Below are 13,194 nucleotides of genomic sequence, written 5' to 3' on the forward strand. Positions count from 1 at the left end.
CATATCCCGATCGAGACGTTTTTCTGTGTTAATCCGGACTTCCGATTTTCCACTTGGCGGTAACCGAATTGAAGCTAGGATCAAATTTGTTCCCTGCACGGTCACGCAGCATCCTCGTAGTGAATCTGACTTGGGTATCTGCTGTTGGAGCCTGTCCGAGCTGATCGATAAAATCAGATCGTAAACTCACGGTGATCTCATCTCCGGAAACGGTAACCAATACGGCCTCGGCGAAATCTTTGACATTCCCAGAAGAGGTATCGGTAAAATCGCCGTTTAGGGCAATCTCGACACGATCAAAAAGCCTGGAAAAATTGTTTGACTGACCGCTTAATTTCTCGTCAAGCGGTTCGCTGGCCTGCAGCGTAAATACGTTGTCTGCCTGCTGCACTGGCGGCAAAAGCTTGGGCAGTGTTGCGTCAAAATAGACCGGAATCTCCACATGATCGGTAGTGATCTCGCCATTTGTATAAGTAAAGGTAAGATAGGATGTATCTCCCTCTGAAGCATCTGGCGTAGCCTCGAATGTTACCCCCCTCGTTTCTTCATCCTTTAAGACAGAGAGTGTATCTTCGTCATAACCGTATTTGACATATCCGGCGTTTGCTCCGTCCACGATGACGTTAAATTGGTCCGTATTTGGATCATAAGAGAAGCTGCCAGGCTTATTGTTCATATACGCTTCCACGTACTCGCTCATTCTGTGCTTGAAAGGACCACTCGATTGCACGTCGTCAAGCAACGTTATACTTGAGAGGGAATCTTCAGCTCCAATTCCCAAATAGATCTCCGCATCCTCCTTGCGCAGAATCCTTGGACCGAAGAAAAGTTCCTTCGCTTTTTCAATATAGTCCAACAGTTCGGCTTTCTCCGGCTCGCTGTCGCTTACTGCATCCACCTTTGCTTTGGCGGCATCGATCATCGCTTCCGTCACATCGGGCTTCAATCTCACCTTGTCAGAGTCCGTGTACAGGGCTTCCACCGCTTGTCTCGCTTCTTCCGGATTTCCGCCGCCGGGGACCTGATCGTACAACTTCTGCGCATTTTTCACATCTTCCTGCAAGCCGGCTTTATCCGGTACGCTGTTGTCCAACCGCTCCACCTTGTTTCGCGCGGCGTCGATCGTTTCCTGCGTGATACCGGGCTTCAGCGCCGTTTTGGTGTGATCGGTAAACAGTCCGGCTACCGCTTTGCGGGCGATGGCCAGGTAATCAGGCTGGGGAAGCGGATCGACAGGCGGACTGACGATGATAGGATCTTTGAACCTGATTGTGAAATTCTCCGTAGTGACATCCGCTTTCGCCCGCTTGATTTTCCGCTTGTCAACGGTAAAGCTGACATCATTCCTGCCATCGGTTTGCGCATGTTTTTTCGCTTTGCCTGTAAACGATACAGTAAGCTCGTCCTCTGATTCCCGCTCCACTGTTATGCCAAGCCCCTCCGGCAGGTTCTTCGCCTTGACATCTTCCCCGGAGATATCGTCGCGGAACGAGCCATTCTTCAGCTTGATCGTTTGTTTGGAAGTGATGCTCCCATCATTGGCCTCCGCCTCTTCGATGGTCTCTTTTTGGACTGACAATTCCGGCTGCTTTCCAGGGAGATCTGCTTGGTTCACCGACACTTCGAAATCAGCTTCCACATCGCCTATCTTGGCCATGATCTCTGTTACACCTGTTCCTTTTGCTTTTACCGTTCCGAGATAATTGACTGTTGCCACCTTCTTGTCGGCGGTCCGCCAGTTGACATTGTCCGTGACCACCCGATCCAGATCATCATACGCTACGGCGATCAGTTTTAACGATCTGTCGTTCTTTTTATCCGTATAGAGTTGCTCATCTTTAGCCAGCGCGAAGATCTCCACGCGGTCCACCTCAGCGTCTTTGCCCGCTATTGTGAACGTTTGGGTCGCTGTTGCCTCGTGATACTTCATCGCAATTGTCACAGTCTTCTCGTCTTTGGCAGCCCGTATAGGCGAAAAACTGATTAATGCTTTCCGTTCTTCTGGAAGCCACAAAAAACTACCTGCACTTATACGCTGTGGGCGCGTGCCGTTGACAGACAGGGTGAATCGAAGGTCCCTCTGTGAAAGAGCCTCGTCCGGGATCTCGCCTAGCGTAACGGTAATCAATCCGTTCGTTGCCGTGAACTCTTCAATTTCTTCCCGCACGCTCTCGGTGCCCGTCTCTTTCGCTTGCTCAGCAGCAGTTATCGTACCGGTTGATTCACTTGCAGTCGGTTCACCGGTTGCGTTTCTTACTGCAAAAGAGTCGGCCGTTTCCTCTGCATACGACATGTGCATGGCCTTTGCCGGACTCGCCGTTTCGGCGAATGCCTGACTGACCAGCGAAAGAAATACGCCGGTGGACACGACCGCCGTCATGATTGTTCTTGCCTTTTGATCCCTTTTGCTCATTTTCGCTCTTCGCTCCCCTTTTTCGCACACAAATGTAAATAACCGTGGCAATCGTAGCAAAATGGGGAATGCAAATAATACTAACCAAAGTTGGTTTTTTCGCGATTATAGGGAAAATAGTATGGATTATCGAAATATCTTTCGGAAATCTACCCATAAAAGTGGGATTTCCTCCCCTTCACGCTCTCTTGCTTCTGTTCGTTCCATGCAAAGAAAAAAACAGTCATCACAGAGGACACCCTGCGACAACTGTTCGTAAGTTCAAAGAATAGGTAACTCAGAAAAACATTCCCGACATCGATGCGCAACTTATGACTCACACTTGATCATCACATGCTTTAAACGGGTATACTCTTCCACCGCATAGATTGACAAGTCTGATCCGTAACCCGTCATCTTGTGTCCGCCATGCGGCATCTCGCTCGTCAGGAAAAGATGCGTATTCGTCCACACTTCACCGAAATCCAGCTGTTTGCTCGCCCGCATGGCACGGTCCACATTTTTCGTCCACACCGAGGAGGCAAGGCCGTACTTGCAGTCGTTTGCCAGCCGAATGGCATCTTCATCGGTGGTAAACGGAGTCACAGTCATGACAGGACCGAACACTTCTTCCTGAATGATTTCATCTGTCTGCTTCGCACCTGCGATGACGGTCGGTTTGTAGTAGAAGCCTGGCCGATCTATGCGGGAGCCCCCTGTCAATACCGTACACCCCGAATCATTGACAGCACGCTTTACCATTTGATCAATTTTCATCAAATGAGCCTCCGAAATAACAGGTCCCATCAAGGTGTCCGGTGACAGCGGATCTCCAATCACCGTGCTTTCCACATGAGGAATCAGCTTGCTGATAAATTCGTCATACACTGTTTCCTGAATATAGATTCTCGTGGCTGCCGTACAATCTTGACCGCTGTTGTAAAAACCGCTGGCAAGCGCCCAATACGCGGCCTCATCCAGGTTCGCATCATCGAAAACGATAAATGGCGCTTTGCCGCCCAACTCCAGATGCAATTTTTTCATCGTGTTCGCGGCTTCCTTCGCAATGGACATCCCGGCCCGAACGCTTCCGGTAAGCGCCGCCATTTTCACGTCCGGATGACGGACAAGCGCGGCTCCCGCCTCCGTGCCGATGCCGGTAACGACATTCAACACGCCCGGCGGCAAAATGCCCATGCTCAATTCCGCAAGCTTCAACGCGGTTAACGGCGTAAGCTCCGAGGGCTTCAGCACGACAGTATTCCCGGCGGCGAGCGCTGGTCCAATTTTCCAGATGGCCATCGCCAGCGGAAAATTCCATGGCGCAATGGACCCAATGACGCCGAGCGGCTCCCTGCGCAGCATGCTGGTGTAATTGGCCATATATTCACCGGATGCAGGGCCTTGCATCATTCGTGCTGCTCCAGCGAAAAACCGCAGATTATCGACAATGAACTCGATCAGATGGCTTGAAAACTGAATCGGGGTCCCGACATTGTGCGTTTCCATCGTTGCCAGCTCATCCGCATGCGATTCAATCCGATCTGCCAGCTTCAACAAAGCCGTGCTTCTTTCCCCCGGAGTCGTTTGTTTCCACGAGTCGAAAGCGTCCTTGGCGGCTATTACGGCCTGATCGACATCCTCGTCCGTGCAAGTGGGGACTTCTGTAATCACTTCCTCTGTCGCAGGATTAATGATGCGATCATATCGCCCGCTCCTGCTACTAACAAATTGTCCGTTTATGAAAATCTCTTTTCTTTGCGTCATTTACAGATTCCCCCTCCTAGTTACTCCAAGAGCCATTGTTCAAAGCGCACTTGTACTTGATCGAAGTTCTTGATCCAATATGAATCGTCGGCCATAATCTGTTTTTTCTGTAGCTCGGGTGTGACGCCAAGACGCTGCATGTCTTGTTCCGACAACAGGTCAATTGCCTTTTGGTTCGCTGGGGCATATCTCGCTGTTTTCCCGAATTCGACCTGGACTTCCGGAGAAGTGGCGAAAGCGATAAATTTCATTGCCAGATCTTTGTTTTTGGTGCCTTTCGGTATGACCCAGCCTTCATAGCTGCGGATCGCGTTTTCATACGTGAAATCAACGGGCGTCCCCTTTTGCTTCTGCAACGTGATCGTGCCGTCATAGGCAGTTGATATGGTTGCCGTTCCGTTGACCAACAGATCCGGCACCTGCGCTCCGTTCGTCCACCATGTTTTAAAATTCTTCTTGATTTCGTTCAACTTCTTGAATGCGCGATCCAGATCCAATGGATACAGCTTGTCGGCAGGTACACCGTCAGCAAGCAAGGCCATTTCCAGGATTGGGGCCGGGAATTTATATGCGGAACGACCGCCAGGGTATTTGCTCACATCCCAGAAATCAGCCCACGTCTTCGGTGCATGCGCCGCATCGATTTTCGTAGTATTCCAGCTGATCACAGTCGCAAACGATTCCGAAGCGATGAAATGTTCGCTTGCGCTTTGCTCGTTGTACCCGTCTTTTTTGACGATGTTGTAATCCAGCGGTTCAAACAACCCTTGGCTACCAGCCAATTTGCCGAAGAACGAGTCGACGTTCACGACATCCCACGTTACGTTGCCGCTGTCAACCATCGCTTTCAGCTTCCCGTAATCCGGTGGTGTTTCGATTTCGATCTTCACGTTGTATTTTTGCTCAAACGGTTCGATGATCGTTTTTTTACGCATCTCAATCAATTCCGAATCCCAGTCCACGATAGTCAGCTTCTGCACCTCTGCTGCACCTTGCCCTGATGTGTTCGCCGGGTCTGCTTTGCTGCAAGCGAATAACGAACTGCTTAAAACGGTAATCAATGCAATGTTGCCGATCTTCTTCAACACATTAACTCCCCCTTTTCTAGTCTAAGCGAATGATACTACTCTTTCTGGTAGCTCATTTTTGCAGATCGAGACGAGATCCATCCCTGGATGAGGAATAGTGCCACGGTCATCACGATCAACACGGTCGACACAACTGCAATGCTCGGATCGATGCTTGTTCGTAAGCTTTCCCAGTACTTGACCGGCAATGTTTTCGTACCCGCCCCCGCCATAAAAAGCGAAATGATCGGCTCATCAAACACGATCGAAAAGGCAAACAGCGCCCCCGAGATCATTCCGGGTTTAATCAAGGGAAGTGTAACCTTGAAAAATGCACCAACGGGCGTGGAGCCCAGTCCCATGGCGGCCAATTCCAAATTGTGGTCGACCCCCTTCAAGCTAGAGGCTACCGTCGTAAATACGACCGGAATCGCAATGACCGCGTTTGACAAAATCATCCCTGTATACGTATCCGTCAACTTGAACGGAGCAAAAAAACGATACAGCCCGATCGCAACCACAACAGCAGGAACGACCATCGGCGAGAGTATCAAGGGAACAAACAGTTTCTTGCCCCAAAAATGTAAACGAACAAAGGCCAGCGCGGCCATTGTGCCTAAAATAACCGATACACTCGCCGTCGTGCCCCCGATGAACAGACTCCGCGAAAATACCTCGATCCATACCGGACTATTCAGCACTTTTTCATACCAGTCCAGCGAATATCCGGGCGGTGGCAGTTGGAAGTACGACACAGATGTAAACGATAACGGGATCACCAGCAGGATAGGGGCCAGAAACACAATCATAATGAGGGCTGCCAGAAGTCTAAGCCACACTTACATCACCCCTTTTATCGCGGAATGGTTTCTGAAAATAAGAATAGGTACAAGTATCAGTATGATCGTCGAAGCCAAAAGAATGATGGACAGTGCGGCCGCCAAATGCCAATTCAATGTCACGTTGATAAAATTCGCAATCAAATTGGAAATCATCATGTCCTTCGGGCCGCCCAGGATGACTGACGTAATGAAAAAGCCGAGACTGAATACAAAACAAATCAGTACCCCTGCCACTACGCCTGGAATCGACAACGGGAACAAAACGTCGCGAAACACTTTCCAAGGGCGAGCCCCCATGCCTTCCGCCGCCTGGAGCAATCGCTGGTCAATCCCTTGCATGACCGAATAAATGCATAGCACCATGTAAGGAAACAAGTAATGAACCATGCCGACAACGTTTCCGGTCATGGAATAGAGGAGATGCAGCGGTTCGTCGATCAAGCCGAGCCCCTTCAGTATCGAATTGATCGGCCCAGTGTCTTGGAGCATGATCACCCACGTAAACGTACGTATGAGAACGCTGATCCAGAATGGGATCATAATGAGAGCCAGCATCACTCTTTTCCATTTCTCCGACTTCATCTGATAAAGCGTGTAGGCAATCGGATAGCCAAATAGCAAGCTGGCGATGGTAGCAATTAGGGAAACGTTAAATGTGTAGAGTACGACCTTTACATAAACCGGTGTGGTGAACACCTGAAGGATATACTGAAATGTGTAGGATTCTCCGTTATGCACGCCCAGTTTCATTATTTTGAGAATTGGGAAAAATGTAAGCAGCAACATGTACAATGCCGGAATGATAACGAGAAGCCAATGCAAGCCCGGCACTGCTGAAAGGGTAACTCTTCTTTTCAACGGCATTGTCGTCATGTGCACTTCTGCGTTATTCATGGATAATGCGCCCCTTAGGATATTTTGGCTGCTCCCCTGATGTCGGTATCTTCAGGTTTCAATGTTGTCTCATCACCTATCAATGCTGCCTCATCGGCATTCCAGCCGACCCGGATTTCATCGCCAACGGCAATCTCCCTTGATGAAGCATAAGGCAGCTTGATGGTCAGCCTTTCCTTCGTTTTGCTCGTCCCTTCGATTCGAAACGACTCCCCGACATATGTTTTTTCCAGCACGGTCAATTCGTGCATGTTCGTAAAAACCGCTCCATCCCGGACGACATGGATATTTTCTGGCCGAATCGCAATCCATACCGCTGACTGTGCTGCAACGTCCGGCTGTTCCACTCTCACCTTGGCAACTTGGCCGTCCAGCAGCTTCACCACGGCCAAACCCGCTTCTGTATGGATGAGCTCACTTTGAAGCAAATTAATCTCCCCGATGAAACTGGAAACAAATTTGCTCTTGGGGTGATTGTACAGTCGTTCCGGCGTATCGATTTGTTCGATGCGGCCTTTGTTCATGACGCAGATTCGATCCGACATGGTCAGTGCCTCTTCCTGATCGTGCGTCACATTGACCGTAGTAATACCCAGGCTTTGCTGAATATGTTTAATTTCATATTGCATCTGGTGACGCAGGTTTTTATCCAGCGCCCCAAGCGGTTCGTCAAGCAACAGGAGCGGGGGATTGAACACAATGGCCCTGGCGAGCGCAACCCGCTGCTGCTGGCCACCGCTAAGCTGATTTGGATAGCGTGAAGAAAATTCTTCGAGTCTGACGGTCTGAAGCGCCCGGCTTACATGCGCTTTGAGATCCGCCTTCGAAACGTTACGCAGGCGCAGAGGGTAGGCGATATTATCGAACACCGTCATGTGCGGAAACAGGGCGTAATTTTGGAAAACCATGCCGATATTGCGGTCATACGCTTTCTTTTTCGTGATATCCTGACCATCCAAAAAAATTGCGCCATCGTTCAGCTCTTCAAACCCCGCGATCAGTTTCAGCAGCGTCGTCTTTCCGGAACCGCTCGGCCCCAAAATAGTGACAAATTCCCCTTTTTTGATCGATAGATTGACGTTGTCTACAGCTTTGTATTTTTTATAAAATTTTTGCGCGCTTTTTATGTCCAAATGGGCTGTCATCAACACACTCTCCCGTTTCTTTTGCATGCAGGCTATTTTTCGTATACCACTTTGCCATCCATGATGGTCAACCCAACCTTCACGTCTTTAATCTGCTCCGCTGGTACGTTGAACAAATCGCGGTCAAGAACAATCAGGTCAGCCAGTTTGCCCGCTTCCAGCGTACCCAACTCGTCTTCCCGAAAAACGCCGTAGGCCGCTGTTACTGTATACGCTTTCAACGCTTCCGCCAACGTGATCGCTTCTTTCCCGTTAAACAACTCACCGTCGTTTGTGATTCTTGTTACGGCTCGATAGATTTCCAGCATCGGATTGAATGAGACGACCGGATAGTCTGTGTTGAGCACCACTTTCGCGCCAGCATCCAGCAGTGATCGGACGGCAAATGTGTACTGCTGTCGTTCACCAATGCACGAAAAATAGTGGCTCTTGTTAATCAGGCCCATATGCTCCGGCTGCATGGAAGCAATCACGTCCAGTTTTTGAAATCGTCCAATATCATCGGGATGTACCACTTCGATATGCTCGATCGTATGTCTGGCGTCTCGTGTCCCATTGACTCGCTGCGCTTCCTCAAACAAATCCAGCGCGTGGCGGACGGCACCGTCTCCGACTGCATGAAAGCGAATGCGGAATCCTTCTTTATCGGCGGCAAGAACGTATTCCTTCATCGTCTCGGGAGGATTGGGGCCACACGTCGCTGGCAAATCCGCGTACGGTTCCACAAGCAGGGCTGTGTGTGTCGTTACCACCCCGTCCAAAAATTCTTTCAGGCCGGAAAATCTCAGTGTCCCGGATGTGTAGTTGTCCCGGTGCTGCCTCGCACGCTCGATATCGTCTTCAAGCCCAATCAAAAAGTGTATTCGGGTGGTCAACCTGCCTTCCCGTTCAAACTCCTCGTAAAGCGGCAGCTCATTGATTTCCATGTCGGTCACTTTGAAAATATCGGTGACCGAGGTAACACCAAACGTCGCTGCATGGCCCAGAAACGTCTCGAACACTTGCCGCTTTCTGTCTGCCGGCAGCTTCATCGCCTGTCGGGAAGCCATACTGGCCGCCGCTTCATAAAGTATTCCCGTCGGCTCGTTGTCCTCGTCTCTCACAATCTCTCCATGCGGTGGGTCCGGTGTATTCCGGTCAATGCCGAGTATCTCCAGCGCCTTCGTGTTCACCCACACCGTATGGCCTGACGCATGAAACAAAAAGACCGGACGATCCGGGATGACCGCATCCAATGTCGAACGATGCGGCAGTTTCGGCTCATCCCAGTACGTATGATACCAACTGTAGCCTTGCACCCACTCGTCATCCGGCCTAGACTTTGCAAACGCCGCGACCATCTCAGCCACTTCCGTCTCAGAACGTGCCCCAAGGAGGTTTACATGATCCTCCATCAGACAAGCAGGGACAACATGGAGATGCATATCGTTAAACCCTGGCATCACAAGTTTGTCTTCAAACCGATAAATCTTCGTGTCTGGCCCGATGAGTGCTTCCCATTCATTCTCGGCGCCAACTCCCACGATTCTGTTCCCTTTAATGGCAATGGCAGCCGGTCTTGGCGCATTTTCAACACCTGTAAACACTGCATTGCTAGTGATGATCATATCGAGCTGATCAGTGTGCTGCATTTCCTTGCCCCCTCAACAACAGTTTTCCTAGTAAAAAGCAATATTCGTACCAAGATGACAGAAGACGAAATCCAATCCGTTTCATCTGTTAAATCGTAAAAGCACGCTGTTTTTCCGAGATTCAACGGGCATTCAACGATCTGTTATGCCATCCTGCATCGATGTCATTTTGCATCAGCAAGTCCCGACGCAAATGTTGCAGACCCCTTGCCTTTGGTGAGGCTCAGGGGTCTGTCTCTCCAAAACGATTACTGTTTTTTCGTCTCGCTGTATGTGAAATAAAGCTCGACGTTTTTCTTTTTCAAATATGAAAGGAACACTTCAGGATCAACGCACAGCTCTGGCGGTTTTACACCTTTCTCTGTAATTTCGCCCTTCAACAGCATCTGGGAAACGATGGAGGCAGGAATCGCTGTGGCATACTGAGTCGGACTCACGCCCCATTCCTCATGATAGCCCGTCAACAGTTCCAAGCGAACGCGTGCATCGTTGCCATCCTTCTTCCCGACGACTTCGACCAAGAGCGAATCTTTGCCCCAGACGGGCTTTTCTTTTCTGGAAAGCACCTTGCCGAGCAAGGAAACCAGCTGCCTGCGTGGGACCGTGCCGTCCCCCAATTCCGCTGTGTCCACAAGCCCCAGCTCATCGAGCATTTTGATTTTCTCGATGGTCGCCGGGTCCCACGTGTCTTTGTACGTGATTTCTTTCACTCCCGGGAAACTTGTGGGCAGTGTGGCCAGTTCGGAATGAATGATGGAATACGTTTTTTGGATGCCCAAATCTTTATGAAAATGCGTAAATTCTTCATCTGCCAGGGGCGGAATCTCTACCAGAACACCGTTTTTGACTGCCATGGCGTTTTTGACCGCTTCATCGATGACCGTATCCGCTGCGAAGGCAAATGTTGCCCCTGAAGATGTAGAACCATAGCGGATATGAATTTCTTCCGCTGAATCAAGCACGTTTACACCGTAACGGCAAAAAACGTTTGAAGAGCCCGGATCGGAACCCATCCCCGTAATCGCGAGAATATTCGCTTCCTTCATTTGGGCATCCAGCTTCAATTGTTCATTCGTCATTTTAAACAGTCCGCCTAGATCAAGCACGTCGACGCCAACGGCAGAAGCCGCTTTCATCGCATCCAGATTGAAGACGTAGTTTGTTGCATTGACGCAAACCCTTCCTTGCCGCAATACATCTTTCGTCGCTTCCAACTCTCTGATATTCAGCGTAGTGGTCGTGATCTTTTTGCCGATCCATGTCTCCAGTTCCTTCAGTCTCGTCTGATCCAGGTCGGCCGCAACGACGTCGATTCCACTTTCTACCAGATCTTTGACAATTACTTTGCCGATGGTGCCTGTCGCACCTAATACAACTACTCTGTCCAAGAGAATCCCTCCGCTATCGTTTGTACGCAACAGTGTTGTTCAACGCTCTCACTAATCCCAGCATGAATACACTCTCTTGAATAGCAACTATTATGCCAACCGAATTTGACACAAAACGGGCGATTGCCTGTCCTGTTTTGATAACACGATGCCATCATCATTCATCGAGTTTGATGAAGTTCCGCATCAGTCGGGATATCTGGTGCCTTTTTTCTTTGATCTGAACAACAAAAAAACAGTCATCACGGAGGATATCCTGTGATAACTGTTTGGCATGTTCAAGACTTATGTAGCTGAGAGATTATTCAAGATCAAAATTGTGGGTATGTATGGTGGAGGCGGGGGGATTCGAACCCCCGTCCGACGTCAGTACCCGAATGGGTGAAACAGCGATACATGAGCATCTCCGAGCGCAGTCACTCATTTAGATTTCAGTGGTGGATTCGCGGAGTGACCCCAGGTTAGTTTTGCAAACAATTTTTCCTATTTATGATACTAACAACGACTAGAACCCGATTTACCAGTTTTGATCGTTTTGAACTGAAAATAAGAGGATAGGAGGCACGTCATTGATCGAAGGTATAACATTGTGGTGTTCATGGTGACTATCTGTACCGTGATTTCTAGACGCGATAATTTGGTTTATGAAAGGAGACAGAGCATGTTGAAAAATGTTTATGCACGTCTTACGCTTGCCTTACTTCTGTTAGTTGCTGCAACTTTTGTCTTGGTGAAAGTCGTTATTTCAGCATTAAACCTTTCGATAACTCCCGAGGAGCCTTATTCATACGCCCTTTTTGTGACAATTGCTTCCTTGATTTTAATCGCTGTTGAAATGATCATCGCTTCAAAATTAGGAAAGCTTCCTTTTTCTTTGCTTCGATTACAAGTAAACAAACAGACTGCCCTTTTTTGTCTATCAGCAATCCTTCTCCTATCACTCGTGTCAATCCTTTTTACAAAGGTATTTGATATTCAATTTACCGTACAGATAGAAGCATTTTTGACTGTAGACGGGTATCTGACATTCGCCGCATTATTTATCACCCTTCTTGTCGCAGCCTATCAAGAAGAGATTTTTAATCGAGCCTACTTTTACTGGGAGCTAAAGCACCTACCTTATTGGAAAATGTTATTGATCTCGCAACTTGTCTTTATGATGCAGCATGTTCTGATCAAGGGTTTTAACAGTGCAGACGAAGTCGTAGGCTGGTTAATAGCTGGTATGAGCTTCATGTATGTATACACGAAAACAGGCTCTCTTTTTACCTCTACCTGGATTCATGCGGTGATTAATATGTTGTTATCGATTTTCTTGGGGGATACTCCCCTGCTACAGGTAATAAAAATACAACACGCATACGACCCAGGCATGTTCAACATTTTATTGTGTACGGTCAGTATGGCTCTAACCTATGTCGTATATCGTACAAAAAAAGTGTCCGTCTTCGAAGAAGTTTACACAAGCGAAAAAGGAATCATGAATCGCTGAGGACATGATAAAGGCGGATTACTTGCCTATAAAAACAAAAAAAGCCACCTTTTCAGGTGGATTCACTTTATGTATTTGGTGGAGGCGGGGGGATTCGAACCCCCGTCCGAAAACAGCGATACATGAGCATCTCCGAGCGCAGTCACTCATTTAGATTTCAGTGGTGGATTCGCGGAGTGACGCGCTGACCCAACACCTAGCCTGATTGATCTTCTTCCTTTGGCTCCAGGCGGAAGCCTCCGGCGTATCCCACTAAAGTTGAGCGCTAGTCATGCCACATGGGCGATGGAATGGTAGCGCCTCACTGGTTATTAAGCAGCGAGAGAAAGTTGTTTGTTGCCAGTTAAATGGCGTTTGCGTTGGTGACGAGGTCCGCAACCCCCCGGCTCGCTTCTCATGCTCTACCATCCCCGTCGAATCCAGAACGCCCCCAGGGTAAGAGGTGACAAAAAGTCTAGGTGAAGAGACAACCAAAGCGTTCCGCACCTAGACTGTGTTGTTAACATTGTTTACTGCTCCTTAACTATAGCACATCGGACAAGCAAATCTCAACGTCGATTCCTGCCAAGCATGCCA

9 protein-coding genes and 1 other RNA gene are annotated in these 13,194 nt (G+C 49.0%); 1 reads left to right on the top strand and 9 read right to left on the bottom strand.

Annotated features, from left to right (window positions below):
* Positions 1-28 precede the first annotated feature (28 nt).
* From AN963_RS15790 to AN963_RS15825, 8 genes are all read right to left on the bottom strand, one after another.
* Positions 29-2,413, bottom strand: a complete 2,385-nt coding sequence (locus AN963_RS15790) for a toxin Cry1Ac domain D-VI-related protein (protein ID WP_055745502.1) — start codon at positions 2,411-2,413, stop codon at positions 29-31.
* A 309-nt stretch (positions 2,414-2,722) separates the two neighbouring features.
* Positions 2,723-4,159: a gamma-aminobutyraldehyde dehydrogenase gene (locus AN963_RS15795; protein WP_055745503.1), complete on the bottom strand. Its 1,437-nt coding sequence runs from the start codon at positions 4,157-4,159 to the stop codon at positions 2,723-2,725.
* 20 nt (positions 4,160-4,179) lie between these two features.
* Positions 4,180-5,247 carry an ABC transporter substrate-binding protein gene (locus AN963_RS15800; RefSeq protein ID WP_055745504.1) on the bottom strand — a complete coding sequence of 356 codons (1,068 nt, stop codon included), beginning with the start codon at positions 5,245-5,247 and terminating at the stop codon, positions 4,180-4,182.
* A 35-nt stretch (positions 5,248-5,282) separates the two neighbouring features.
* Positions 5,283-6,065, bottom strand: coding sequence for an ABC transporter permease (locus AN963_RS15805; RefSeq protein WP_055745505.1), 783 nt, complete (start codon positions 6,063-6,065; stop codon positions 5,283-5,285).
* Positions 6,066-6,962: an ABC transporter permease gene (locus AN963_RS15810; RefSeq protein ID WP_055745506.1), complete on the bottom strand. Its 897-nt coding sequence runs from the start codon at positions 6,960-6,962 to the stop codon at positions 6,066-6,068. It abuts the gene before it with no gap.
* Positions 6,963-6,976: 14 nt separating this feature from the next.
* A complete protein-coding gene (locus AN963_RS15815) occupies positions 6,977-8,107 on the bottom strand; it encodes an ABC transporter ATP-binding protein (RefSeq protein ID WP_055745507.1) in 1,131 nt (376 codons plus the stop codon).
* Between the two features lie 32 nt (positions 8,108-8,139).
* Positions 8,140-9,738 carry an amidohydrolase gene (locus tag AN963_RS15820; protein ID WP_055745508.1) on the bottom strand — a complete coding sequence of 533 codons (1,599 nt, stop codon included), beginning with the start codon at positions 9,736-9,738 and terminating at the stop codon, positions 8,140-8,142.
* A 248-nt stretch (positions 9,739-9,986) separates the two neighbouring features.
* Positions 9,987-11,126 carry a saccharopine dehydrogenase family protein gene (locus AN963_RS15825; protein WP_055745509.1) on the bottom strand — a complete coding sequence of 380 codons (1,140 nt, stop codon included), beginning with the start codon at positions 11,124-11,126 and terminating at the stop codon, positions 9,987-9,989.
* Between the two features lie 661 nt (positions 11,127-11,787).
* Here AN963_RS15825 and AN963_RS15830 point away from each other — a divergent pair.
* Positions 11,788-12,618: a CPBP family intramembrane glutamic endopeptidase gene (locus AN963_RS15830; protein ID WP_055745510.1), complete on the top strand. Its 831-nt coding sequence runs from the start codon at positions 11,788-11,790 to the stop codon at positions 12,616-12,618.
* Between the two features lie 76 nt (positions 12,619-12,694).
* Here AN963_RS15830 and ssrA read toward each other — a convergent pair.
* Positions 12,695-13,050, bottom strand: a transfer-messenger RNA (tmRNA) gene (ssrA, locus tag AN963_RS30385).
* Positions 13,051-13,194 lie beyond the last annotated feature (144 nt).

It is taken from the genome of Brevibacillus choshinensis, from assembly GCF_001420695.1.
Classification (GTDB): Bacteria; Bacillota; Bacilli; order Brevibacillales; family Brevibacillaceae; genus Brevibacillus; species Brevibacillus choshinensis.